General features: G+C 33.0%; 20 protein-coding genes. 4 read left to right on the forward strand and 16 right to left on the reverse strand.

The features are described 5' to 3' along the window. The first annotated feature begins 143 nt into the window (after window positions 1-143). Window positions 144-2,783, forward strand: coding sequence for a DNA gyrase subunit A (gyrA, locus tag DM444_RS01095; RefSeq protein ID WP_111283184.1), 2,640 nt, complete (start codon window positions 144-146; stop codon window positions 2,781-2,783). Window positions 2,784-2,820: 37 nt separating this feature from the next. Continuing rightward, window positions 2,821-4,089: a tetratricopeptide repeat protein gene (locus DM444_RS01100; protein WP_111283186.1), complete on the forward strand. Its 1,269-nt coding sequence runs from the start codon at window positions 2,821-2,823 to the stop codon at window positions 4,087-4,089. Window positions 4,090-4,156: 67 nt separating this feature from the next. Here DM444_RS01100 and DM444_RS01105 read toward each other — a convergent pair whose 3' ends face one another. From DM444_RS01105 to DM444_RS01135, 7 genes are all read right to left on the reverse strand, one after another. Continuing rightward, complete coding sequence (locus DM444_RS01105; RefSeq protein WP_111283188.1) at window positions 4,157-4,576, reverse strand: OsmC family protein; 420 nt, start codon at window positions 4,574-4,576, stop codon at window positions 4,157-4,159. Window positions 4,577-4,834: 258 nt separating this feature from the next. Continuing rightward, on the reverse strand, window positions 4,835-6,814 hold the full coding sequence (locus DM444_RS01110) for a DUF349 domain-containing protein (protein WP_111283190.1): 1,980 nt from the start codon (window positions 6,812-6,814) through the stop codon (window positions 4,835-4,837). A gap of 250 nt (window positions 6,815-7,064) precedes the next feature. Next, window positions 7,065-7,811: a lipid A phosphoethanolamine transferase gene (locus DM444_RS01115; RefSeq protein ID WP_111283192.1), complete on the reverse strand. Its 747-nt coding sequence runs from the start codon at window positions 7,809-7,811 to the stop codon at window positions 7,065-7,067. A 67-nt stretch (window positions 7,812-7,878) separates the two neighbouring features. Continuing rightward, window positions 7,879-8,631 (reverse strand): shikimate dehydrogenase family protein, encoded by a 753-nt coding sequence (locus DM444_RS01120; RefSeq protein ID WP_111283194.1) that lies wholly within the window; start codon window positions 8,629-8,631, stop codon window positions 7,879-7,881. Window positions 8,632-8,633: 2 nt separating this feature from the next. Beyond that, on the reverse strand, window positions 8,634-10,028 hold the full coding sequence (locus DM444_RS01125) for a tetratricopeptide repeat protein (protein WP_111283196.1): 1,395 nt from the start codon (window positions 10,026-10,028) through the stop codon (window positions 8,634-8,636). A gap of 263 nt (window positions 10,029-10,291) precedes the next feature. Then, on the reverse strand, window positions 10,292-11,485 hold the full coding sequence (locus tag DM444_RS01130; protein ID WP_111283198.1) for an aspartate aminotransferase family protein: 1,194 nt from the start codon (window positions 11,483-11,485) through the stop codon (window positions 10,292-10,294). Between the two features lie 260 nt (window positions 11,486-11,745). Then, entirely contained in the window at window positions 11,746-13,422 is a 1,677-nt protein-coding gene (locus DM444_RS01135) for an OstA-like protein (protein WP_111283200.1), read from the reverse strand. Between the two features lie 287 nt (window positions 13,423-13,709). Here DM444_RS01135 and DM444_RS01140 point away from each other — a divergent pair, with 287 nt between their 5' ends. Then, window positions 13,710-15,581 carry an alpha-amylase family protein gene (locus DM444_RS01140; RefSeq protein WP_111283202.1) on the forward strand — a complete coding sequence of 624 codons (1,872 nt, stop codon included), beginning with the start codon at window positions 13,710-13,712 and terminating at the stop codon, window positions 15,579-15,581. 65 nt (window positions 15,582-15,646) lie between these two features. Here the strand turns inward: DM444_RS01140 and DM444_RS01145 are convergent, their stop codons facing one another. From DM444_RS01145 to rsfS, 8 genes are all read right to left on the reverse strand, one after another. Further along, window positions 15,647-16,705: a glycoside hydrolase family 130 protein gene (locus DM444_RS01145; protein WP_111283204.1), complete on the reverse strand. Its 1,059-nt coding sequence runs from the start codon at window positions 16,703-16,705 to the stop codon at window positions 15,647-15,649. 65 nt (window positions 16,706-16,770) lie between these two features. Continuing rightward, the gene (locus DM444_RS01150; protein WP_111283206.1) at window positions 16,771-17,550 is read right to left on the reverse strand and encodes a superoxide dismutase; all 780 of its coding nucleotides are present in this window, start codon (window positions 17,548-17,550) and stop codon (window positions 16,771-16,773) included. Between the two features lie 8 nt (window positions 17,551-17,558). Next, on the reverse strand, window positions 17,559-17,828 hold the full coding sequence (locus DM444_RS01155) for an acyl-CoA-binding protein (protein WP_111283208.1): 270 nt from the start codon (window positions 17,826-17,828) through the stop codon (window positions 17,559-17,561). Next, window positions 17,829-18,482, reverse strand: a complete 654-nt coding sequence (locus DM444_RS01160) for a phosphatidylserine decarboxylase family protein (RefSeq protein WP_111283210.1) — start codon at window positions 18,480-18,482, stop codon at window positions 17,829-17,831. It lies immediately after the preceding gene. Next, window positions 18,472-19,362 (reverse strand): phosphatidate cytidylyltransferase, encoded by an 891-nt coding sequence (locus tag DM444_RS01165; protein WP_111283212.1) that lies wholly within the window; start codon window positions 19,360-19,362, stop codon window positions 18,472-18,474. The genes DM444_RS01160 and DM444_RS01165 overlap by 11 nt, the downstream gene beginning before the upstream one ends. A 1-nt stretch (window position 19,363) precedes the next feature. Then, window positions 19,364-19,969 carry a lactate utilization protein B/C gene (locus tag DM444_RS01170; protein WP_111283214.1) on the reverse strand — a complete coding sequence of 202 codons (606 nt, stop codon included), beginning with the start codon at window positions 19,967-19,969 and terminating at the stop codon, window positions 19,364-19,366. A gap of 118 nt (window positions 19,970-20,087) precedes the next feature. Continuing rightward, window positions 20,088-22,013, reverse strand: a complete 1,926-nt coding sequence (ftsH, locus tag DM444_RS01175) for an ATP-dependent zinc metalloprotease FtsH (protein ID WP_111283216.1) — start codon at window positions 22,011-22,013, stop codon at window positions 20,088-20,090. Window positions 22,014-22,028: 15 nt separating this feature from the next. After that, a complete protein-coding gene (gene rsfS, locus DM444_RS01180) occupies window positions 22,029-22,400 on the reverse strand; it encodes a ribosome silencing factor (protein ID WP_008462770.1) in 372 nt (123 codons plus the stop codon). A 92-nt stretch (window positions 22,401-22,492) separates the two neighbouring features. On the opposite strand from rsfS, the gene DM444_RS01185 reads away from it, so the two are divergent. Beyond that, window positions 22,493-23,221: a biotin--[acetyl-CoA-carboxylase] ligase gene (locus DM444_RS01185; RefSeq protein ID WP_111283218.1), complete on the forward strand. Its 729-nt coding sequence runs from the start codon at window positions 22,493-22,495 to the stop codon at window positions 23,219-23,221. A gap of 270 nt (window positions 23,222-23,491) precedes the next feature. Here the strand turns inward: DM444_RS01185 and DM444_RS01190 are convergent, their stop codons facing one another. Continuing rightward, window positions 23,492-23,884, reverse strand: coding sequence for an SRPBCC family protein (locus DM444_RS01190; protein WP_111283220.1), 393 nt, complete (start codon window positions 23,882-23,884; stop codon window positions 23,492-23,494). Window positions 23,885-24,103 lie beyond the last annotated feature (219 nt).

A 24,103-nucleotide genomic window follows, 5' to 3' on the forward strand; every position in this document is an offset into this window, starting at 1 on the left:
AAACGCTTAATTTATTAACTAAAAACCAAAATAAAGTTGTTAATAAATCATTTAAATAAGTGTAAGGAAATAGCTGAAAAAATTTTAAAAAAACGTATCTTGGCACGCTTTGAAACTAATATAATTTTTTAATATAACAACTTATGTCTGAAGGAGAAAAGTTAATTCCTATTAACATAGAGGATGAAATGAAGTCAGCTTACATCGATTATTCGATGTCAGTAATTGTATCGAGAGCACTTCCTGATGTTAGAGATGGCTTGAAACCAGTACATCGAAGAGTTCTTTACGGAATGTATGATTTAGGTGTAACATCAAGATCTGCCCACAAAAAGTCTGCGAGAATTGTAGGGGAGGTTCTGGGTAAGTATCACCCGCATGGAGACACCTCTGTTTATGACGCAATGGTGCGTATGGCGCAGGAGTGGAGTATGCGTTATTTATTAGTTGATGGTCAAGGTAACTTTGGTTCTGTCGATGGTGACAGTCCTGCAGCAATGCGTTATACTGAGGCTAGAATGCGCAAAATTTCTGAAGAAATTATGGCGGATATTGAAAAAGAAACAGTTGATTTTCAATTGAACTTTGACGATACATTATATGAACCAAAAGTAATGCCTACAAAAGTTCCTACTTTATTAGTAAACGGAGCTACAGGTATTGCAGTTGGTATGGCAACCAATATGCCACCACACAATTTAACTGAAGTGATCAATGGTACTCTAGCGTACTTAGATAATAATGATATTGAAGTTGATGAATTAATGACGCATATTAAAGCACCAGATTTTCCAACTGGTGGTGTAATATATGGTTATGAAGGTGTTCGTGAAGCTTTTAAAACTGGTAGAGGACGTATTGTAATGCGTGCTAAAGTTGGTTTTGAAGAAGTTGACGGAAGAGAATGCATCATCGTTACTGAGATTCCATATCAAGTTAACAAAGCCGAAATGATCAAACGTACGGCTGATTTAGTTAACGAGAAAAAAATTGAAGGTATTGCCAATATCCGTGATGAGTCGGATAGAAACGGTATGCGTATCGTTTATATCTTAAAACGTGACGCTACGCCAAACGTAGTTTTAAATACCTTATATAAGTATACTTCATTACAATCTTCTTTTAGTGTAAATAATATTGCATTAGTAAAAGGTCGCCCGCAAATGTTGAATCTGAAAGATATGATTCATTACTTTATTGAGCACCGTCACGAAGTAGTAGTTAGAAGAACGCAGTTTGAATTGCGTAAAGCAGAAGAAAGAGCTCATATCTTAGAAGGATTAATCATTGCTTCTGATAATATTGATGAAGTTATTGCGTTAATTAGAGGTTCTAAAAATACAGATGAAGCTAGAGAGAAATTAATCGAGAGATTTAAATTATCTGATATTCAAGCTCGTGCTATTGTTGAGATGCGTTTACGTCAGTTAACAGGTCTGGAACAAGATAAATTGAGAGCTGAGTTTGACGAATTAATGAAGTTAATTGAGCATTTGAAAGCGTTATTGGCAGATATTAATTTAAGAACAGATTTAATTAAAGAAGAGCTGACTGAAATTCGCGATAAATATGGTGATGATCGTCGTTCTCAAATTGAATATTCTGGAGGAGATGTAAGTATCGAAGATTTAATTGCTGATGAGAATGTAGTGATTACAATTTCGCATGCAGGTTACATTAAACGTACAAACCTTACAGAATACAAAACACAAAATAGAGGTGGAGTTGGACAGAAGAGCGCTGGAACAAGAGATCAAGATTTCTTGGAACACATGTTTGTTGCAACAAATCACCAGTATATGATGTTCTTTACGCAAAAAGGAAAATGTTTCTGGATGCGCGTTTATGAAATTCCAGAAGGAAGCAAAACTGCAAAAGGTAGAGCAATTCAGAACTTGGTGAATATTGAAAGTGACGATAAAGTAAAAGCTTTCATTTGTACGCAAGATTTAAAAGATAAAGATTATATCAATACGCACAATCTTGTAATGGTGACGAAAAAAGGTCAGGTGAAGAAAACTTCTTTAGAGAAATATTCTAAACCAAGAGCAAATGGAGTTGCTGCAATTACAATTAAAGAAGGAGATGAATTAATTGGAGCTCAATTAACAAATGGAGAAAGCCAAATCATTTTAGCAGTTAAATCTGGAAAATTAGTTCGTTTTGAAGAAACTAAAACACGTCCGATGGGAAGAACAGCTTCTGGAGTTCGTGGTATTACATTAAAAGACGAAACTGATGAAGTAATCGGAATGGTTACTGTGGATAAAAATGATATTTCTACATCTCAAATTCTTGTTGTAACAGAAAATGGATACGGAAAACGTACGAAATTAGTTGACGACGACGGAGAAGATGTGTACAGAATTACAAACCGTGGAGGTAAAGGTGTTAAAACACTAAATATTACGGACAAAACAGGTAAATTGATCTCGATCAACGCTGTTACTGATGCAGACGACTTAATGATTATTAATAAATCTGGATTAACTATTAGAATGGCAATCGAAGATTTACGTGTTATGGGACGTGCCACTCAAGGTGTTAGATTGATTAATCTTAAAGGTAAAGATTCTATTGCTGCTGTTACAACTGTAATGAAAGACGATGCAGAAGAAGTAGTATTAGACGAAGACGGAAATGTAATCGAGTCTACAATCGAAAGAATTAAACCTGACCTGGAAGTTTTAGAAGATGACGGAACTGCTGAAGACGAAGATGATTCTGACGATGAAGTAGAAGATGAAGCGGAGGACGCAGAAGACGAGGAGTCTGAAGAATAATTAAAAAACAAAAAATTAAATACAAACAAATATCATTATGAAAAGTAAATATGTAATACTTGCATCAGCATTACTGATCTCTGTAGCTACGTTTGCTCAAAAAGATCAAATTAAGAATGCTGAAAAGGCATTAAAGGGTGGAGATGCACAAGGTGCTCTTGCTCAATTAAAAGATGCAGAGAACTTAATTGTAAATGCTAAAGATACTGAGCAAGCACAATTTTATTTCGTGCAAGGAAATGCTCTATTAGAGCTTGCAAATAAAAAAGTTGAAGAAAGCAAAAACTTATCTGCTGCTGCTGAGAGCTATAAAAAATTAATTGAAGTTGAAAAAACTTCAGGAAAACAAAAATATTCAACTCAAGCAGCTGCATCAATTACTAGTATTAAAGGTTTGTTGATTAACTCTGCAATTGCTGATACTCAATCAAACAAAAATGTTGAAGGAGCTAAGAAATTATATGATGCTTATGCTTTAGACAAGAAAGATACCATCAACTTGTACTATGCAGCTTCTACAGCTGTAAATGCACAAGATTTTGATCTTGCTTTACCAATGTATGAAGAGTTGAAAAAACTAAATTATTCTGGAAAAGGAACTATGTATACAGCTGTAAACAAAGCTTCTGGAAATGATGATAGTTTTGCCAATGCTAAAGAAAGAGATATGGCTGTTAAATTAGGTACTCACGAAAAACCTAAAACAGAAGCAATTCCTTCTAAAAGAGGTGAAATCTACAAAAACTTAGCATTAATCTTAGTTCAAAAAGGACGTACAGAAGATGCTAAAAAAGCAATCGCTGATGCTAGAAAAGCAAATCCAGATGATACTTCTTTAATCTTAACAGAGGCTAATCTATATTTAGAGACTAAAGACTTTGAGATGTACAAAAAATTAGTTGGTGAAGCTTTACAGAAAGATCCAAACAATGCTGATTTAGTGTTCAATTTAGGAGTAATTAGTGCTGGTGCTAAAAATAATGCTGATGCAGAAAAATATTATTTAAGAGCTATCGAAATCAATCCTAACTATACAAATGCTTACTTAAACCTTGCGGCGTTAAAGTTAGAAGCAGAGAAACCAATCATTGATGAAATGAACAAACTAGGTACTTCTGCTAAAGACATGAAACGTTATGATGTTTTAAAAGCGCAAAGAGAAAGTGTTTTCAAAGGTGTAATTCCTTACCTTAAAAAAGCAAACGAATTAGATCCTAAAAACGAAGATGTTTCTAAAACATTATTAGGAGTTTACAGTGCTCTTGAAATGACTGCAGAAGCAAAAGCTTTAAAAGCAAAAATGTAATTAGAGATTCTTATAAATAAAAAAAACCATTCACCGCTGTGAATGGTTTTTTTTATGTCTAATTTTTCTAGCTTATTAACTCAGCAGATAAAGTAATAGTTGTGTTTAATAATTTTGAAATTGGACAGATTTCTTTTGCTTTAGCTGCGGTTGAAGCAAATTCTTCTGCAGAAATTGATGGAACTTTTCCTTTTAAATCTAAATGGATTAAAGTTATTGAGCCATCTTCAAATGTTACTGTAGCTTCTGTGGTTAAATCATCTGCAGTAAAACCAGCTTCGTTCAATAAAAAACTTAATTGCATTGTAAAGCAGCCAGAATGAGCCGCAGCAACTAGTTCTTCAGGATTGGTTCCTACACCATCAGCAAATCTAGTTTTAAAAGACAGTTGAGCATTATCTAAAGTTGTACTTTGTGTACTAATAGTTCCTTTTCCTTCCATGCCAGTTCCTTTCCAGTTGGCGTGTGCTTTTCTTGTAAATTTCATATTCTTCTTATTTAAAAATTAATTAAATGTTATTTGTTTGATGTTAATGAATAGTGGTAACTCAAATATAATCAATATTTTGCAGAATAGTTTTATGAAATTTAATGAGAATGTTAAGTTTTAGATTTATCGTTTTGATTTAAACGCAAAGACACAAAGGTTTATGCAAAGTTCGCAAAGCTTTGCGTTAAAAAAATAAGCTCAAAAAAAGGTGCAATGAAACTCATTACACCTTTTTAATTTTTTATAAACTTAAGTCTATTCCTGTCCTAAGTTTCTTAATTGTTTCAATTTATCTTTCCATACATCAAGACTTTCCTTATGGATAGCAATGTTTTTGCGTACTTCAGTAACTATTGAATTCTCTTTTTTTGCATTTTTTGTATTTGTAAAGAATTGAATGTTATTTTCTAATTGGAAAATTTCATTTTGAACTTCTTCAATTTTACGCATAATAAAGATTTTTTCATTGTCTAATTTACGCGTGTCGTTGCTGTCAGATAATGAATCGATGCGGTTTGCAAAACGCATCATTTCAGATTCTTTTTTGCTAAGACTTAATTTTTCAAAAAGAGCATCTAGAATTTTATTGAACTTTCCTTCGATATGTCTTCTTGAAAAAGGAACTTTTCCAAATCCTTTCCAAGTTTCAATATGCGCTTTTATAGCATCCAAATCAGTTTTGTGGTCTCCAGTTAATTGGAAAGCTCTTAAAGTATCTAAATATGCCTTTTTATTGTCAAAAGCGGCTACTTCTTCGCTGTTTTCCTCTGATTTATGTTCTTTTAATTTATCGAAATAATGGTTGCAGGCATCCTTAAATTCTTTCCAGATTTTATCTGAATATTTTTTAGGAACGTGGCCAATTTGTTTCCATTCTTCTTGGATTTGTTTCATTACAGGCGTTGTAGCAGTAAAATCGGTGCTTTCCTGTAATTCTTTTGCTTTTGCAACAAGAGCCAGTTTTTTATTTAGATTGTCGTTTTGATCTTTTTTGATGTCTTTGTAGAAAGAGTTTTTAAAAGCATTGAAGTTTCTAACAGCAGTTTTAAATGCTGCCCATGTTTCTTCATTTACTTCAGATGGTACTTTTCCAGCTGAGAAAAATTCATTTCTTAAATCTTCTACTTTTTGAATTTGAACAAGCCATTGCGAATGAGAATTTACTTTTTCACTTCCAAGAGTCTCGATTTTAGCTATAATCTCTTTTTTAACTTCAAGATTTTTGTGCTCGTTTGCTCTTTGGTTTTCAAATAAAAGTTCTCTCTTATCGTGGATTTTTTTAGTTAATTCGCTAAATTGATTCCAGATTACGTCACGGTATTCTTTAGAAACAGGTCCAATTTCTTCTTTCCAGATTCTGTGCAAATCCTGTAATTCACGGAAAGATTTATTTACATCTGCATCGTTTACTAATTCTTCAACACGAGCGATTATTTTTTGTTTTAATTCTAGGTTGTGTTTAAAATCTAAATCTCTCGCTTCACGGTCTAAGTGAAGATAATCGTAAAAGTTTTCTACGTGAAAATGGTAATTATTCCAAACGTGATTGTATTTGTCTTTTGGAATAGCTCCAGCGTTTTTCCATCTTTCTCTTAATTCATTAAAATGTTTAAGAGTGTCTTTTATATTTTCCTGCGGATTAATAAGCTCTTTTAGTTCTTCGACAATTGCCAGACGGTTTTCTAAATTGCTTTTTAAATTAGTCTGTAAATGTTTAAAATGGACATTTCTCTTATCTCTGAAAACATTATAATATTCGTCGAATTTTGATTTTAAAGGTAAATGATATTCGAATTCTTCGTTAGGATCAGGATTAGAAGCAAGAAATTCTTCTTTTTTTTCCTCTAGGAGATGGTGATATTGTAGTAAGAAAGCCTTTTTGATTTCTTCAATATGGTCTTTTACAGACATTACTTTATCTGTATTTACCAGTTTTTTAAGTTCATCAACAAGAGCATCTAAAGAAAATGTATTGTAATCTTGCATAGGAATAGCATGACGATCTTTTAAAGTTTCGTCTTCGCTTTCAGCAGCATTTGAATTTGTAATGACATCTAATGCTTCTTGATGAGCATTTTCTTGGTTAACTAATTCATTTTCAGTTTCTGGATCTGAATTTTGAATTACAGTTTCAGAATCTGATGTTTCAATTGCATCATTTGCTACAGAATCATTTATTTCGATTCCTGATTTTCCGTCTGCTTCATGCAGGTTATCATTCTTTTCTTCTAACATCTTTAAAATGTATAAGGTTTTTATTTTAAACAATGCGAAAGATAGTAAAGGTGTTTCTAACTACAAAATAAATCGCTTGTTTATACGGTATTTTACGACGAAATTCATATTCTTTACAAGTATTTGCTATCTAGGTTGAATCTATTTTAATTGAAATACTGAAGTATATGTAAATCCGAAATCACTATTGTTTTTTATATAAATTGCTTAATAATCAAATTTATAAAGCTTCTATTGTTATTCTTCTCAATTAAAAAAGGATTAATACTCCAACTTCCATACCCCAATTGTAGGTTCTATTTGGTCCAAATCCAGCGCTGGGATGTATGTAAACTAGATTTGAAGGCGTTATTTTTCGTCCGAATTCGACAAAAGCATTATTTTGAAATCCTTCTAAAACTGCATTATAGCGAAAAGCAACATCGCCAGAAACCCAGTTTTTTCCAAAAAAATGCATTAAGAGATTTTCGAAAAGAATTATACTGATGTCATCACGATCACTTTTCCCTGCAAAACTCTGCTGATATTCCAGTGTTGTTAATGATAAAAACTTTTTTTGATTAAAATATCTTCCATAAACTGCTGCAGGCATGACAACCCATTTTCCAGTTCCAAAATTTGGATCTTCAGCGGTGTTAGAATAAATACGAGTTCTTACCGCAACTCCATTATTGTTCCTTAAGTAAGGAATAAAACTTATTCCGCCTCCAACATCACCAATAGCTGTTTTATTGGTAGAATTTGTATTAGTAGAAACCAGTGGAAGATCAAAACGTAAATTCCAGGCTTTGTTGCCAATTGGTACCAAAAAACGAACTTGGGTTGTATTAAAAGAACCTTTGTCTGTATCAAGATACTCATTATAAAACAGAATTGTTTTTAGAAAATAATGGTATCGAGGCTCAGATAGCGGACTTTGTATGGTGTCTGTATTTTGAGCCGAAAGTAGATTGTTAAATAAAAAAAATAAAATGCTAAGTAATTGTATTTTCTTCATAACCACCTGTTAATTAGTGGTTTAAAAATACGAAAAATACGTTAACATTTTATTTTTTGATACTTATTTATTTATTCCAGATTTTCCATGCTTTTTCAGCTTGAAAAATAAGCATATCGAGTCCATTTTTGGTTACGGCACCTTTTTCTTTTGCTTTTCGTAAAAAAGTAGTTTCTGCTGGATTGTAGATCAGGTCGTAAGCAATATGTTTTTCGGTAAAAAACTCATAAGGTAAATTTGGATAAGCTTCAATATTTGGGCTTGTTCCAACTGGCGTGCAATTGATTATGATTTGGAAATTATCAAAAGTAGTAGCATTGATCAAGTCATAATCGATTATGTTTTCCTTTGCTTCTCTAGAAACAAAAGTGTACGGAATGTCAAGTTCATCCAAAGCAAAAGCAACACCTTTAGAAGCTCCGCCTGTTCCTAGAATAAGAGCTTTTTTATGATGTGGCTCCAATAATGGTTTTAGAGATTTTTTAAATCCGTAATAATCGGTGTTGTAGCCTTTTAGTTTGCCGTTTTTGGTGAATTTAATAGTATTAACAGCGCCAATTAAAGAGGCTTTTTTTGATAGTTTATCCAAGAAAGGAATAACTTGTTCTTTGTACGGAATAGTAACATTTAATCCTTTTAGATCAGGATTGTTTTTAATTAATTCTGTAAAATAATTAATTTCTGAAATGTCAAAATTCTCGTAGCTGTTTCCAGCAAAAACTTCATTATTAAATTTCTCTGTAAAATAACCTTTTGAAAAAGAGTAGCTTATGTTGCGACCTAACAATCCAAAACGTCTTCTTAATAAAATATCAACCATTCTTATTTACGATGTTTCTCTATATAATTTTTTACTGTTTTTTTTGCCCAAACTACAGGAAACAAATCTTCAATTAAGATATAATTCTCAAAGTTTAGACGTAAGCCATTGCTTAAGTGGAATTTAGCTTTTGTGGTGTCTTGAATCATAAAATACAATCCAGCCAAACGATATTCAATTTCATTTTCTTCAGGAAAATATTCTGAAGCTTGCAATAAAGTCTGAATTGCTGTTTCAAATTCTCCTAAAAACTGAAGAATATCAACCCAATACAACCAAGTGTCTAATGCATAATCTCCAAATTCAACTGCTTTTCTGAAACCAAATTCGGCTTCTTCAAAGAAATTCATTTGTTTATTGATTGTGGCATATCTTTTCCAGTACAAACGATTTTGATTGTCGATTGCTAAAGCTTTATTCACAAAAAATAATGCTTTTTGATAGTTTTTCTGGCGAAGATGAAAATCTGTTATTGCAATCCAGCCTTTGTCTAAAAGCGGATCCTCGTGAACAGTTTGGTTATAGTATTGGATCGCTTTCGCTAAATTTCCAAGTTTTTCATAACATTTTCCAATTCGAAGAAGTGCATACGAGGTTGCATCGTCTAATTCGATGGTTCTGTTATAGCTTTCGATTGCTTCATTGTATTTTTTTAGACGCTCATAAGCTTTTGCTTTTTCCATAAAAGCGCCTAAAAATTCATCATCAATCAGTGTTGCGTAATCAAATGCGCGAATAGCATTTTCATACTCTTTTACGCCATAATGAAGACGTCCAAGCTGATGCCACGCAATTTCGCTGTACGGATTTCTGTTGATGTATTCGTTTAGATAGACAATAGCTTCTTGATTTTGATCTAAAAATTCAAAACAATACACTACGTTATAAAGAGCAGATTGATCCTCTAAGTCTTCTTCAAGGCATTTGATAAAACTCTCCTTTGCCATCTCAAGGTTATCCATAAAAAGATATTCCATACCAATCAAATTGTACACATCGGCATAATCATCAGTGTATTGAAGCGCGATTTTTAACAGTTCGACTGCTTTTTCGTGCTGATCTCTTTTTGAGCAGATATTGGCTTTTTGGATATAGATTTCCTCGTTGTTAGGTTCAATTGCGTATAACTCATTCAAAAGCTTTTCAGCAATGTCGAGTTTGTCATCATAAACCAACATTTCTACTTGTACTAACTTTAAGCCTGTAGATTTTGGGTGCTGGTCTAATGCAAGTTTCAAGGCTTTTTTTGCTAAATTAGCCTTGCCTATGTCTAAATAATGAAGAATGATTTCTTCGAATTCTTCAGAATCAAAAAAGAGTACTTTGTTAGTTTTTAACATTGACTCAAATTTGGATAGGGATAGGTTATAATCTTCTTCTTCGTTGCTTAATTGCATACTTCGTATATTTGAAATTAGCCTGTTATAAATTTAGGCAACCATATAATCGCTGTAAGGATAAGAAATTAATTGTTTTGAACAATTTAATTAACAATATATGGCGTTTTTTATTCTATTTTGGGAAGAAATCTCCTTTATTATTAAGGGATTAGCTTCGGTATTGTCATTTTTTTATTTGTGTTGGAAGACTTTTTTGAAATAGAAATTGAGCGTTCATTTCTGTCAGTTTTATTAAAATAGCGCTCAAATAATTTTGTATTTTAATTGTTCTTCTTCTTCATTATTTCGTCCATAACGTCTAGAATAATTGCACAGCCTTCTCTAATTTCGTCTTCAGAAATGGTCAAAGGAGGTGTAATTCTTATTGCGCATCCTTCAAATAAAAGCCAGAATAAAATAAGTCCTCTGTCTTGACAGGTTAAAATAACTTCGTTTGTAATATCTGCCGATTCTGTCATAGCGGCAAGCATTAATCCTTTTCCTCTAACTTCTGTAATCAAAGGATGTACCAAAAGCGATCTGAAGAGTTTTTCCTTCTCTAGCGTTTCTGCCATTAAATTTGTTTCAGTTAATTCTTGCAAAGTAGCTAAACAAGCTGACGCAATGACAGGGTGGCCTCCAAAAGTGGTAATATGCCCTAATTTTGGATTTTCTGTTAAAAGATCCATTTTTTCAGCAGAAGCAGTAAAGGCTCCAACCGGCATTCCGCCGCCCATTCCTTTACCCATAACCACAATATCTGGAACAACATCATAATTTTGGAAACCAAAAAGCTTTCCAGTTCTTCCGAAACCTGGTTGAATTTCATCAACAATCATTAAGGCTCCAACCTCATCACAGCGTTTGCGGACTTTTTGAAGGAAATTGTTTTCTGGCTGAATAAAACCAGCACCTCCCTGAATGGTTTCTAAAAGAATGGCTGCTGTTCTCGTAGTTATTTTTTGCAGATCTTCTTCGTTATTGAAAGTAATAAAGTCAACATCTGGAAGCAAAGGTCTAAAAGCTTGTTTTCTTTCTTCAAATCCCATAACGCTCATAGAACCCATTGTGTTTCCATGATACGCATTATGACATGAAATAAGCTGACTACGTCCTGTAACTCGTTTGGCTAATTTTAACGAGCCTTCAATCGCTTCTGTACCAGAATTGACCAAATAGGTTTTATTTAAAGATTCTGGAAGCAGAGAGGCCATTAATTTGCAATATTGAACGGCTGGACTCTGTGAGTATTCTCCGTAAACCATTACGTGCGAATATTTATCCAACTGATCTTTTATCGCCTGATTTACTCTTGGATGCTGATGTCCTAAAGTACAAGCCGAAACTCCGGCAACAAAATCTAAATATTTTTTATCGTTTGTGTCGTATATGTAAGAGCCAATGGCGTGTGAAACTTCCATTCCGAGTGGGTAAGGAGAAGTTTGCGCTTGGTATTTTATAAAATCTGGATTCATTTTTTTTAAGTTGCTAAGAGGCTAAGATTCTGAGCTTCTAAGTTTTTTATTGTAAACTGAGACTGTAAACTTTTAAAATTCAAAGTTGCAAAGGTACTAAGATTCTAAGTTTTTTTTATTTTACGCTTAGGTTAACTTTTTGAACTAATTATTCTCAAAGCACTGTAAACTGTGACTGCGACTGAAAACTTTCCAATTACGCTTAAACTTTGTGGTTTAAACAATCGCAAGGCACTGTAAACTGCGACCGCGACTAAAAACTATTTACTTTTAGGCTTTGGTTCCGTTTTAGTAGTTGGGTTTTTCTTGTCGTAATTCAAAGTCTCTTTCCTGACTTTCATTGGGACATTTTTACCTTTTTCTTCCTGTTCTTTTCCTTCTTTAATCAGCTTTTCATTCATTTCATTGTCTTCATCGGTAAAAATATCGTCTTTCGACTTTATTCTTTCATCGCCTCTCCAATTCATACCTCGCAGTTTACGGGCATTTTCAGGAAGTTCGTCTTCGGGATAAATATCTCCATCTACTTTATTGTAGAAAGTAATGGTTTCAATAGCATTATTCTCCAATATCATGTTGATTTTACTGCTGACATTTTTATTGATTCCAATCAATTCTTTGGTATCATTTCGCATGTAATAAATCACCTCGGTGTTTTTAATGACATCAACATCATGAAGTTTTCCGTCCCGAAATTTTCCAAACAGATTCAGTCCCTTGACTTGATTAAAACCGGTTCCGAGCGTGTCTTTGGATAGGACGAAAGTATTGTTTAAAACTTTTAAAGAGTCGATTTTTCTCGTTTTATTGTCACCAATTAAATGCATTATATCTCCAGTAATCTGATTGTCGCCATTCCAAAGAATCGGATTTCCAATTAGTTTTGTCAAGGCAGTTTTAGAATCAGAATGTATCGAATCGCATTTACCGCTCATATCTGTTTTATAGAAACGAACATTTTTATAAGCTCTCAAAATTCTTTCCCCTTCTTTTCCAGTCACCATTAATTTCTGTCCATGAATATAAACAGAGTCATTTTCAACTAGATTAACTGCAACAGCTCTTTTGGTTACAAACATCGAATCTTTAAGTTTGTAAAGCTCTGCGTAATGGCCTTTTACGATTCCTTTGTTTATAGAATCAGTAATTTTTACATTTCGTGTTGCTGACGCAAATTCTATATTTCGATCATAGTATAAACTATCGCCCTCTATAAGCCGATCGTCATATTTGATATACGATCTTCGCAGAAAATGAGCTAAGTTTTTCTTCGTATCATAAAAACCTTTTTCTGTATAAATGTAATTGGCTTTACTTGTAATAGTCGAAGGACCAAGAAGGTAAGTGTGCCCAGAATTACTGTAATAATCCAAATGATTTGATTTAATCACATATTTTGGATTCGTAATTGTAACTTCAGTTAAAAACTGGAATTTCTTTTCTTTAACAAAATATCTTCCAGATTTACTTACTAAAGTATTGTCTTTGTTTATGATAGTTCCTTTTGTGTTATAAAAAGCTTCCTGAATATTTCTATCAAAATTAATCGTATCGGTCTGTAAAGTAGCATCAGGAGAAGTTAAAACTGCATTTCCTGTCGCAAAAGCTTTCTTTTCATTTCCACTATATTCAGCATATTTACTATTCAAGAACAAAGTGTCTCCTTGTACTAATTGTACATTTCCAAATGCTTTTAAATAATTTTCTTTCTGAAAAAAATAGGCTTTATTGCAAGTTAATACAACACCATCATGATTTACTTTTACATTTCCGGTAAGTAAAAGTGCATCTGGTACGTTGACCTGATCAACATCAGAAAAGTCAGCATTTTCGATGACGATAGTTTTAGGAGTTTGTGCAGTTTTTTTTGCTTGCGCAGAAATAAATTGTGCACTAAGAAACAAACAACAAAATATGAAAAAGAGTGATTTATTCAACTGATTAAATTTTTGTCAAATTTATAAAAAAGGTTAGAACCTGTGGCTGATATTAGCATTAATTTATAATTCGTCATCAATACCTTAATTAAGAAGTTGAACATCATTTATTTTTTCAACAAAACAAAGAACTCTCACGTTGTAGTTGTGGTATTTTAGACTTAAAACAGAGCATTTTAAAAAGATGATGTTCTGAATTTTAAAAAATGAATTACATTTAGAGATTAGTTTTAATGCCTTTTGTGGTATTTAAATTATAAGACAAGTTAAGAATAGCCAAAAAAGATATGATAAGTAAAAAAATAATTGCAGCCGGAATTACGTTAACTGTACTATTTTCAGCCTGTAAAACAAAAGATTTAAAAATGAGTACAGCAAAAGAACAAACTGCAACAGAAAAGAAAGTTGTAGTTTATCAAGTTTTTACACGCCTTTTCGGAAATAAAAATACAACAAATAAACCTTGGGGAACTATCGAGGAAAACGGTGTTGGAAAGTTTAATGATTTTACAGATAAAGCGCTTCATGAAATAAAAGATTTAGGTGTTACTTATATTTGGTACACTGGAGTGCCTCATCATGCTTTAGTGCGCGATTATACAGCATACGGAATCTCAAATGATGATCCAGAAGTAGTAAAAGGACGCGCAGGTTCGCCTTATGCTGTGAAAGATTATTATAATGTAAATCCGGATTTGGCTGTTAATCCTGCAAAGCGTTTAGAAGAATTTGAAGCTTTAATAAAACGGACTCACAATGCGGGTTTAAAAGTAATTATTGATATTGTTCCTAATCATATTGCTCGTAAATACGAAGGAAAATCAAATCCTGCGGGCATAAATGATTTTGGTGCAGATGATGATGTAACGGTTGAATACAAACGAGATAATAATTTCTATTATATTCCAAATGAGCATTTCGAAATTCCAGATGGAGATGTTCCTTTAAATGGAGAAAAGAATCCATTGATTGATGGAAAGTTTGACGAAAATCCTGCGAAATGGACCGGAAATGGTTCAAGAAAATTCAAACCAGACCAAAATGACTGGTATGAAACGGTAAAAGTAAATTATGGAGTTCGCCCAGGCGGAACTAAAGATTTTCCTGAACTTCCTGCTGGTTTTGACCAAAAATCATATCAAGAGCATTTTGCTTTTTGGCAAGATAAAGATGTTCCAAATTCTTGGAAGAAATTTAGAGATATTGCATTGTATTGGATCGCAAAAGGAGTTGACGGATTCCGTTATGATATGGCAGAAATGGTTCCTTACGAATTTTGGAGTTATATGAACTCTTCTATAAAAATGAAAAATCCAAAAGCATTTTTATTGGCAGAAGTTTATAACCCTAATGAATACCGAAATTATATTCGTTTAGGAAAAATGGATTATTTGTATGATAAAGTAGAAACTTACGATAAGTTGAAAGATGTTATTCGTGGAAAATCTTCGCCTGACGAATTAACAAAAATCCAAAACGGAATGTCGGATATCGAACATCATATGCTTCATTTTCTAGATAATCACGATGAACAGCGTTTAGCAAGTCCAGAATTTGCAGGAACGCCAGAAAGAGGAAAACCTTTGATGGTAATTTCGGCAACGATTAGTACTTCGCCAACAATGATTTATTTCGGGCAAGAAGTAGGGGAATCAGGAAACGAAGATGCCGGTTTTGGAAAACGCTCGAGAACATCCATTTTTGATTATATCGGAGTTCCAAATCATCAGCGTTGGATGAATGATGGTAAATTTGATGGCGGACAGCTTTCTAATTCAGAAAAAGAACTTCGTGATTTTTACAAACGTTTGTTGAATTTCACAATCAAAAGCAGTGCTTTAATGGGAAGTTTTGAGGAAATTCAATCCGTAAATCGTCAAGGAAATTCAAATTATGATGCGTTATTATATAGCTATGTTCGTTGGTCAGAGAGCCAAAAATTAATTGTAATAGCTAATTTCTCATCAGAAAAAGAAAGCGAATTTGATTTGAAAATTCCTTCATCTATTATTTCAAAGTGGAAGCTGAAAGATGGTTCTTATGTGCTTGTAGATAAAATATATTCAGCAAGTAAAACTTATTTTACAGTTAAAAATGGAGAAGGTTCCGCAAGAGTTAAAATAAAGCCTTCTGAATCATTTATTTATGAAGTGAATTAATAAAAAGAAAAAAAGGTTTAAAAAAGAAACTTGTCTAGTAATTCTCTAGACAAGTTTCTTTGTTTTTAAACCTTTTTAAGTAACGAAAGGATTTCTCTAATTGAAAATTGCGCGCCACACACAAATTCATCCGAAGCGCCATAATAAACCGTTAATGTATCGCCATCAGGATCAATAATGTGGCCATTTGTGAATACGACATTTCCGAAGAAACCACTTAATTCATAACTTGTTTTAGGAAACATAATTGGAGTTTCAGTTCTTGAAATTACTTTTGAAGGATTTTCTAAATCCATTAAAAATGCGCCCAAACAATATTGATGAAATTCGTTTGCTCCGTGATAAATTTCGAGCCAGCCCAATTCGGTTTTAATTGGTGCAGCGCCAGCGCCAACTCTTTTACTGTCCCAATTGCCTTTTCTGGTTTTGATGATGCATTTATGATTTCCCCAATGAATTCCATCTGGAGAAGAAGCAATCCAAATATAATTTCCGCCAATATCCACACTACTCGGACGATGTAAAGCATAAAATAATCCGTTTATTTTTTCTTCGAAAATAGCGCAATCTTTATTGTGAGGAGGAAATATTATTCCGTGTTTTTGAAAATTCTTCCAATCCGTTGTGGTTCTTAAACCTACACCAACGCCATTTCCAGAAACTGAAGTGAAAGTGAGGTAATATTTTCCTTCAATTAAAGAAACACGGCAATCTTCAATTCCGAAAGTTTCCAAAATACCTTCACCAACCAAATAAGGGTAATCTTCTGGCTCGTAAAAATGTTTCCCATCTGTGCTGCATAATAAACGAATGTGAGATAGAGTAGTTAAATAATCAATTCCTTGATAGTTTATTACTCGTGCATCTGTTGCAATAAGTTCCGGATGATCTTTTAAAATTTCAATAATTTGAATGGCGCCAGCGTCATTAAGAACAGGAAACGAAATGATATTTTCGCTTTGTTTTGGTCTTTCTGCAACTCGCACTGCAAGCCAGATTTTATTTTGAAATTGAAACACGCCAGGATTCAGCAAACAGGTAATTTCTAATCCTTCTCTGCTTGGTGGTAAATCTGATGGTGATAATAAAGGGTTTTCTATAAAACGATTGGCAATGTCTTTCATGATCTTCGTTTAAGTACCTAAAAGGTATAAAAAAAAGCTGATACTTAATTGCATCAGCTTTTTTTCTATACTTTTTTAACCTTTTTGAGTGCTTCAACGTAATATTCGTTTACTTTTTCCCAATTAATATGTTTGAAAAAGGCATCAATATAACTCCCTTTTCGGTTTTGGTAATCTAAATAATAAGCATGTTCCCAAAGATCAATTCCCATAATTGGTGTTCCAGGAATCAAAGCATTTTTCATTAACGGATTATCTTGATTGTCAGTTGCAGTAATTTGTAATTTACCATATCGGTCTACAACCAGCCAAACCCATCCAGAACCAAACTGCTTTTCTGATTGCGCTTTAAATTGATTGGTTAGATTATTAAACGAACCAAATTCTTTATTAATTGAACCTGCAAGCGTATCTTTTGGAGTCTGCTCTTTTGGAGTCAAGGTATTAAAATAAAGCGTATGGTTGTAATATCCGCCAGCATTCTGACGAAGTTTTAAATTAGTAAGAGGCATTTTTTTTAAAATGTCTTCAATAGGCATATTTTCAAATTCAGTCGAAAGAATTTCTTTATTGAAATTATTTGTGAACGATAAATAATGCTTAGAATAATGAGTTTCTAAAGTTAAAGTTCTAATGTCTGGCGAAAGGGCATCATAATTAAATGGCAGTTTCGTCATTTCAAAAGAACCGGCATCAGCTTTAACATCATTTGGCGAACCAATAGTTATTTTTTCCTCTTTTGTTGGCAGAGGAACCTCAACAACTTCTGTCAGCTTATCTTCTTTACAAGAAAACAATAGTAAAAATGAAGCTAAAGTGCTAAAAAGAACAACGTTTTTCTTCATAATGTTATTTATTTTGATGTTAATGAATTGATGATCTCGATATAATTTTCTTTAGCTTCATCAATCGACATATGGCTAATTTGCATCCAAGCATTGGTTTTAAAAGCATCTCTTAAATCAAAATTTTCAGATTGATTGTAAACTGCTGTACCAAAAGTGGCCTGTTTGTAAAAAGCGTAAAGTCTCAACTGCACATCTTGCGGCAGTGAAGCCTGAGTCATTGTCATCGCAACTTCTACAGCTTTAGCAAAGCGAATATCTAAATCTTTATCAGCCATTTATGCCTTTGTAGCAATAATTGTTTTTCCTCCAATCGCTTTCTGATTTAACTCAACATTGATTGGTGTACCTAAAGGTAAAAATAAATCTACTCTCGATCCAAATTTAATGAAACCAGCGTCAGTTCCTTGAATCACTTGCATTCCTTCTTTAGCGTAATTTACAATTCTACGAGCCAATGCTCCAGCGATTTGTCTATATAAAATAGCGCCGAAAGTTTCATTTTCGATAACTACTGTAGTTCTTTCGTTTTCTTCACTTGCTTTTGGATGCCAAGCAACTAAGAATTTTCCAGGATGATATTTGCTAAATTTGATGATACCATCCATTGCGTAACGAGTAACGTGCACATTGATTGGCGACATAAAAATAGAAACCTGTAAACGATTATCTTTAAAATATTCTCCTTCATAAACTTCTTCAATAACCACCACTTTTCCATCTACTGGAGCAAGGATATGATCACTGTTTCTAACTGCAATTCTCTTCGGATTTCTGAAGAATTGTAAAATAATAATCAAAATTACAAGCGCTGCAAATTGAACAAGCATTCTCAGCCAAGCAATATCAATGAATTTATCAGCAAGTAAAAGTACAGCTACAGTAAATACAGTACCTAATAAAATGGACGGGCCTCCCTCTTTATGAAACATAATATAAAATTTGATAAAATAAAAATATAATTGGTGCTACAAATATAACACTATCTAATCGATCTAAAATACCTCCGTGACCAGGCATTATCGAACCGCTGTCTTTTATTCCTGCAATTCGTTTAAATTTGGATTCTATTAAATCTCCAATAGTTCCAAAAATACTTACTATTAATGCGATAACAGTCCAGATTAAAATCGATTTACTGCTAAACTCAGGTTTTGGCTGAATGTAAAGCTTAGAGATCAAAAAACCTGCAAATGCAGCAAAAACAACACCGCCAATAAAACCTTCAATTGTTTTTTTAGGCGAAACACGTTCAAATAATTTGTGTTTTCCCATTGATTTTCCAACTAAATACGCAAAAGTATCATTGGTCCAAATCAAGACAAATAAACCTAAAATAATTTTCGGATTATAATCATTTGTTCCAAAAGAGATTTTGACAATAAATACAAATGGAAGTGTAATATATCCTAGTAGATATAAATATTTTGAAGAGGTGCTTACATTTTGTACAGAATCATAAAATAAGAATATGATGCATTTAATGGAAACAACAATAGTAACTGCCAGCAAGACTAAATCGAGCTGTTTAATGTTTGTTTCTAAGCTTATATTAGAATTAAACGAATCATTTAAAAATAGGCTCGTTTCTTTATTGTAATGACTAACAAGGATAATTGCTGCATAGACTAAGATTCCGAAAAATATAGAAAACACTTTGTTCAATTTTACGATATTAGAAAATTCGTATATCGTAATAATCAAGAAAATACCAAAAAGAGTAATAAAGCTCTCTGTGGAAAACAATATCGAAGCTAATAATAAAGCGATATAAACAGCACCAGAAATGGTTCTCTTCAGTGTTTCGTTCATCTTAAAGATCTTCTAGAAGCAGTAAATATAGGTTTTTCGCAACACTTCCGTATTGTGTAAAATCTTCTTCTTTCGCTTTTTCGAAATATTTTATTGTAGTGATATTAGTAGGATAGTCTCGTTCGTATTTGCGTTTTATAGCGCTCAATCCGTCGCTTTTCATTGGAAGGATTTGGCTTGTGGTTGCAATAATAACAATATTAGCAGGTAATTCGTTTGGTTTGTTTTGTCTGATTTGTTTCGATGAAAATAAAATCGAACCTTCATCGGCTATAAGGTTTTCACAGCTTGCTAATAAGAATCTTGGTTTTGTTGGAGCAATATAAAATAATTTGTTTTCTTCCAGTAAACCAAAAAGTGCCGGTTCGTAGCATAAAACTTCATTTTCGAACCAATCATTTTCTTCTAAAATGTTTTCAAATTGTTCAGCAACTTCTAGAGTGTTTTCACAGTATAAAAATTTACCTCCATTCTTTTTGAAGTTGAAAATAAACTGTTCATCTAAAGATAAATGACTATTCTGAGCAGGTGTGCCCGCATATTCGCTTTCGTGCTCTTCATCAGAAGCGGCTTCGCTTGAGCCAAATATTTTTTTGAAAAAATTCATTTTTTTATATGAAATGCTTTACATGTTAATTGAAAACGTTCAAAGATAAAAAAATCTTAATTCAAAAGGGTATTTTGAATTAAGATTTTAAAAAATTATTGCGTATTTCGTAATTAACTTATGAAACTACTTCTTCTAAATTTTTATCAAAAGTACGTTTTCCGAAAATGTTTTCTAAGTCATCTTTGAAAATAACTTCTTTTTCGATCAGAATATCAGCAAGTTGATTTAATTTATCTTTATTTTCTTCTAATATCTGAATAGCTCTTTTGTATTGACCTTCGATTAATTCTGAAATTTCAGCATCAATGATTTTTGCAGTTTCATCAGAATATGGTTTAGAGAAATTATATTCGCTTTGTCCAGTTGAATCGTAATAAGTAACATTTCCGATTTTATCGTTTAATCCATAAATTGTTACCATTGCACGAGCCTGACGTGTTACTTTTTCTAAGTCGCTTAAAGCACCAGTAGAAATTCTGTCGAAAGTTACTTTTTCAGCAGCTCGACCTCCCATAGTAGCACACATTTCGTCTAACATTTGATCTGTTCTTACGATTTGTCTCTCTTCTGGTAAGTACCATGCAGCTCCTAAACTTTGTCCACGAGGAACAATTGTTACTTTAATAAGTGGTGCAGCGTGCTCTAACATCCAGCTTACAGTCGCGTGACCAGCTTCGTGAATTGCAATTGCTCTTTTCTCTTCTGGAGTAATGATTTTGTTTTTCTTTTCAAGACCACCAATAATTCTATCTACAGCATCAAGGAAATCTTGTCTGTCAACTGCTGCTTTGTTGTTACGTGCGGCGATAAGAGCGGCTTCGTTACAAACATTGGCAATATCAGCACCAGAGAATCCTGGAGTTTGTTTAGCTAAGAAATCTAAATCTAGACCTTCAACTTTTTTGATAGGAGCTAAGTGTACTTTGAAGATTTCAGCTCTTTCGCGAATGTCTGGTAAGTCAACAAAAATTTGTCTGTCAAAACGTCCAGCACGCATTAAAGCTTTGTCTAAAACATCAGCTCTGTTAGTTGCAGCCAAAACGATTACGTTAGAGTTTGTACCAAAACCGTCCATTTCTGTTAGTAATTGGTTTAAAGTATTTTCTCTCTCGTCGTTTCCGCCAGACATATTGCTTTTTCCTCTTGCTCTACCAACAGCATCGATCTCGTCGATGAAGATAATAGCAGGAGATTTTTCTTTTGCTTGTTTAAATAAGTCACGTACACGTGAAGCACCAACTCCTACGAACATTTCTACGAAATCAGAACCTGATAAAGAGAAGAAAGGTACTTGAGCTTCACCAGCAACAGCTTTTGCTAATAACGTTTTACCAGTTCCCGGAGGTCCTACAAGTAAAGCGCCTTTTGGAATTTTACCTCCAAGATTCGTGTATTTTTCTGGGTTTTTAAGAAATTCAACGATTTCCTGAATTTCTTCTTTTGCACCTTCTAGACCTGCAACATCTTTAAAAGTTGTTTTAATGTCTGTTTTTTCATCAAAAAGTTTAGCTTTAGATTTTCCGATATTGAAAATCTGTCCTCCTCCGCCAGCACCTCCGCCAGACATTTTACGCATAATGAAAATCCATACACCAACAATGATGATGATAGGAAGTAAGCTGATTAAAATATCGCTCCAGTTATTTTTTTGAAGGAAGTTAAAATCTTTTAATTTCCCTTCGCTAACTGCTTTTTCCAGTTTAGTCTGAAAGATTTGGTCATTACCAATTTCCAACGTATAGTGTGGACCTTTGTTTGGTTGTTTGAAAATATCTTCAGCTACTTTTTTATTTGCCGGATCTTTAAGAGCGGCAGCATTTAAATATACCTCAGCTTCTGCTTTATTGTAAACAATTACTTTTTCAATCTGTCCTTTTTCTAAAAGGGTGTTGAATTTAGAAGAAGTTAATTGAGCAGGTTCGCTTAAGCTTGATCCTCCTGTGGCAAAACTTATGAATAAAAAAACTAAAAGTATTGCGGTGTATATTAACCAAGGACTTATTTTAAATTTATTCGGATTTGGATTGTTATCTTTAGCCATTTAATGAAAGTTTCTTTAGTATTTGTTCTCGATTGAAGTTATTTTGGCATCGCCCCAAAGGCTTTCGATGTTGTAATATTCGCGAATATGCTTCTGGAAAACGTGTACTACAATGTGTACATAGTCCATAAGAACCCATTCTGCGTTATCGGTTCCTTCTACGTGCCAAGGTTTATCTTTTAAGTCTTTTGATACAGTTTTTTGAATTGAGTTTACGATGGCGTTAACTTGGGTGTTTGAGCTACCGTTGCAAATAACAAAATAGTCGCATACAGCTGTATCTATTTCTCTTAAGTCAAGAATGTCGATATCATTTCCTTTTACTTCCTCAATCCCTTTGATTATGTTCGCCAGTAGAACATCATTATTAATAGTCTTTTTCGCCATGAATTATTTTATATGAATTTGTAAAGTTACCAAATTTTGTGATTATTTTTGAACCTTAACAAAATATTAAATTAAGATATTTAAATTATTTAATGAAACTAATCAAACTCGATGCCATAGATTCGACAAATGATTTCTTAAAATCATTGTCCAGCAAAGAAGAACTGGAGAATTTTACGGTCGTAACAGCTGAAAATCAGACAAAAGGGAAAGGACAAGTTGGTGGAGTATGGAAGACTCAAGCTGGTAAGAACTTAACTATGAGCATTTTGGTAAAAGATTTTCTTTTTGATAACGAGCAAGTCTTTAATCTTAGCGTAGCTGTTTCTTTGGCTGTTGCAGAAACTTTAAAATCGATAAATATTCCTAATATATGCATAAAATGGCCAAACGACATTCTGTCATACAATAAGAAGTTAGTTGGCATATTAATCGAAAACACCTTAAAAAGCGATGGCAGAATTGTGTCAGTTGTCGGAATCGGAATTAATGTCAATCAAATCGATTTTGATGAATTGCCAAATGCTTCTTCAATAGCAGTGATTTCGGGAAAACCTTTTGATAAGCAAGAATTAGCAATTTTAATCGTTGAAAAACTAAAAGAAAAGATTCAGTTCTGGAAAACCGATTCGGAAAATTTCTGGAAGGATTATTTTAATTTCTTATTTAAGAAAGGTGTTCCAACAGCATTTAGAGACAATAACAACCAGGATTTTATGGGAATCATTCAAGGAGTTTCTCCAATTGGTAAACTACAGGTTTTATTAGAAGATGATTCTGTTGTGGAATTTGAGATTAAAGAGGTTAAGATGCTTTATTGAGAAAGTGACTAAGGTTCTGAGTTACTAAGATTCTAAGGTTTTTTCTGTAGAGACGCACTGCAGTGCGTCTAACCTAAGGTGCTAAGGTTCTGAGTTACTAAGATTCTAAGATTTTTGATAAAGAATTTTCAGTAGAGACGCACTGCAGTGCGTCTAACGCAAAGTTACCACATAGTTTATCACCTTCAAGAATGATAAATTACAAAAAATAAAAAAGTCCAATCGTTAGATTGGACTTTTCATTTATAATTCACAATTTACAATTCACCATTATAACTTGTTCATATTGTTTGCTAAAGTTTCAATAAACTTACTAATTGGACCTTTAACCATCATTGCCATCATAGCGTTGAATTCGCCTTCAAAGAACAATTGAACAGCACTTTCTGAATCAGAAACAGTGTCAATGTTTGAAGTTAGTGTAAACGGAAGTTTATCACTTGCAGCGCCCAAAACAATTTTGTTTGGCGCTACTTTATCTTTCATTTTCAATTTGATTTCAGGCATCCCTTTCAATCCAAAAATAAAAGCGTCTTCGCCAGTTACTTCAAATTTAGCGATATTGTCTGGCATTAATTTTTCGAAATTCTTTACGTCAGTCAGTTGATCGAATAAATCCTGTGCTGATTTCTGAACTGTAACTTTTGGACTTTCTAAGTTCATATAGTGTTTTTTGTTTTGTTTTTGTTTTTTTTAACGCAAAGAACGCAAGGTTTTTTTCTTTACTATGACTTTATTTAAGTTCGCAAAGCTGAAATTTTAAATAAAATCCCAATTTTTTAAATCCCAAATTCCAAAAGGAGCAAAGCGACTTTAAAATCTAAAATCTAAAATCTAAAATCTAAAATCTAAAATCTAAAATCTAAAATCTAAAATCTAAAA

The organism is Flavobacterium ginsenosidimutans (assembly GCF_003254625.1).
GTDB lineage: Bacteria > Bacteroidota > Bacteroidia > Flavobacteriales > Flavobacteriaceae > Flavobacterium > Flavobacterium ginsenosidimutans.

What these genes read in the sequence shown, in the direction of transcription:
- DM444_RS01160 (WP_111283210.1), bottom strand. Translation starts at nt 18,482, where the DNA reads ATGTTTCATAAAGAGGGAGGCCCGTCCATTTTATTAGGTACTGTATTT.
- DM444_RS01165 (WP_111283212.1), bottom strand. Translation starts at nt 19,362, where the DNA reads ATGAACGAAACACTGAAGAGAACCATTTCTGGTGCTGTTTATATCGCT.
- DM444_RS01140 (WP_111283202.1), top strand. Translation starts at nt 13,710, where the DNA reads ATGATAAGTAAAAAAATAATTGCAGCCGGAATTACGTTAACTGTACTA.
- DM444_RS01105 (WP_111283188.1), bottom strand. Translation starts at nt 4,576, where the DNA reads ATGAAATTTACAAGAAAAGCACACGCCAACTGGAAAGGAACTGGCATG.
- DM444_RS01145 (WP_111283204.1), bottom strand. Translation starts at nt 16,705, where the DNA reads ATGAAAGACATTGCCAATCGTTTTATAGAAAACCCTTTATTATCACCA.
- DM444_RS01125 (WP_111283196.1), bottom strand. Translation starts at nt 10,028, where the DNA reads ATGCAATTAAGCAACGAAGAAGAAGATTATAACCTATCCCTATCCAAA.
- DM444_RS01170 (WP_111283214.1), bottom strand. Translation starts at nt 19,969, where the DNA reads ATGAATTTTTTCAAAAAAATATTTGGCTCAAGCGAAGCCGCTTCTGAT.
- DM444_RS01155 (WP_111283208.1), bottom strand. Translation starts at nt 17,828, where the DNA reads ATGGCTGATAAAGATTTAGATATTCGCTTTGCTAAAGCTGTAGAAGTT.
- DM444_RS01120 (WP_111283194.1), bottom strand. Translation starts at nt 8,631, where the DNA reads ATGGTTGATATTTTATTAAGAAGACGTTTTGGATTGTTAGGTCGCAAC.
- DM444_RS01185 (WP_111283218.1), top strand. Translation starts at nt 22,493, where the DNA reads ATGAAACTAATCAAACTCGATGCCATAGATTCGACAAATGATTTCTTA.
- rsfS (WP_008462770.1), bottom strand. Translation starts at nt 22,400, where the DNA reads ATGGCGAAAAAGACTATTAATAATGATGTTCTACTGGCGAACATAATC.
- DM444_RS01115 (WP_111283192.1), bottom strand. Translation starts at nt 7,811, where the DNA reads ATGAAGAAAATACAATTACTTAGCATTTTATTTTTTTTATTTAACAAT.
- DM444_RS01100 (WP_111283186.1), top strand. Translation starts at nt 2,821, where the DNA reads ATGAAAAGTAAATATGTAATACTTGCATCAGCATTACTGATCTCTGTA.
- DM444_RS01130 (WP_111283198.1), bottom strand. Translation starts at nt 11,485, where the DNA reads ATGAATCCAGATTTTATAAAATACCAAGCGCAAACTTCTCCTTACCCA.
- DM444_RS01190 (WP_111283220.1), bottom strand. Translation starts at nt 23,884, where the DNA reads ATGAACTTAGAAAGTCCAAAAGTTACAGTTCAGAAATCAGCACAGGAT.
- gyrA (WP_111283184.1), top strand. Translation starts at nt 144, where the DNA reads ATGTCTGAAGGAGAAAAGTTAATTCCTATTAACATAGAGGATGAAATG.
- DM444_RS01110 (WP_111283190.1), bottom strand. Translation starts at nt 6,814, where the DNA reads ATGTTAGAAGAAAAGAATGATAACCTGCATGAAGCAGACGGAAAATCA.
- DM444_RS01150 (WP_111283206.1), bottom strand. Translation starts at nt 17,550, where the DNA reads ATGAAGAAAAACGTTGTTCTTTTTAGCACTTTAGCTTCATTTTTACTA.
- ftsH (WP_111283216.1), bottom strand. Translation starts at nt 22,013, where the DNA reads ATGGCTAAAGATAACAATCCAAATCCGAATAAATTTAAAATAAGTCCT.